General features: G+C 63.6%; 1 protein-coding gene. It reads left to right on the top strand.

All coding sequences use genetic code 11. The features are described from left to right. A partial coding sequence (locus tag P4U43_RS17975; RefSeq protein WP_277359960.1) for a hypothetical protein occupies window positions 1-593 on the top strand: 593 nt, incomplete at both ends.

Below are 593 nucleotides of genomic sequence, written 5' to 3'. Positions count from 1 at the left end.
CACTGTTATCCCGCAGCTTGAGCGCGGGGTTGGCGATCTTGCCACCGCATACGGTGCTGGAGCTCAGACGTGGCTCAAGTCCCTAGACGGCGCGCTCGGCAACGGCGTCCTCGAGCGCATGTTCAAGAACTCCTCCGACGCGGCGTGGATCCTGAACGAGGCCATTGACCCGATCGTGAAGGCGCTCGTTACTCTCACCGACGTCGGCATGGAATTCATGCCGGAGATCGCCACGTACATCAAAGACATGGCGGTTGAGTTCAACACGTTCATTCAGGCTGCCGAGGCTGACGGGTCCCTGCGCCAGTGGATTGACGACGGCATCCAGGGCACTAAGGACCTGTTCTCGATCTTCGGCTCCGTGCTGGGGATCCTCGACAAGCTTGAGGACGCCGCCCGGGCTGGCGGTATCGCTACGACTCTCGGGTCCGTAGCTGACGGCCTCGACCGTATTGAGGACACCGCTGGCGGTCAGGTCTTTCAGTCGACGCTGGCGACCATCTTCGCCGGCGCTAAGGGTGGCGCTGACGGGCTCCTCGCAGCCCTCGGGCCTATCAGTGAGGCATTCCGCGTGGGCGGTCCTGCCCTGGCGG

This window comes from Arthrobacter vasquezii, assembly GCF_029455255.1.
Lineage (GTDB): Bacteria > Actinomycetota > Actinomycetes > Actinomycetales > Micrococcaceae > Arthrobacter_D > Arthrobacter_D parietis.
The sequence above is the reverse complement of the archived record's forward strand: the minus strand, read 5'-3'. Positions and strand labels throughout refer to the sequence as shown.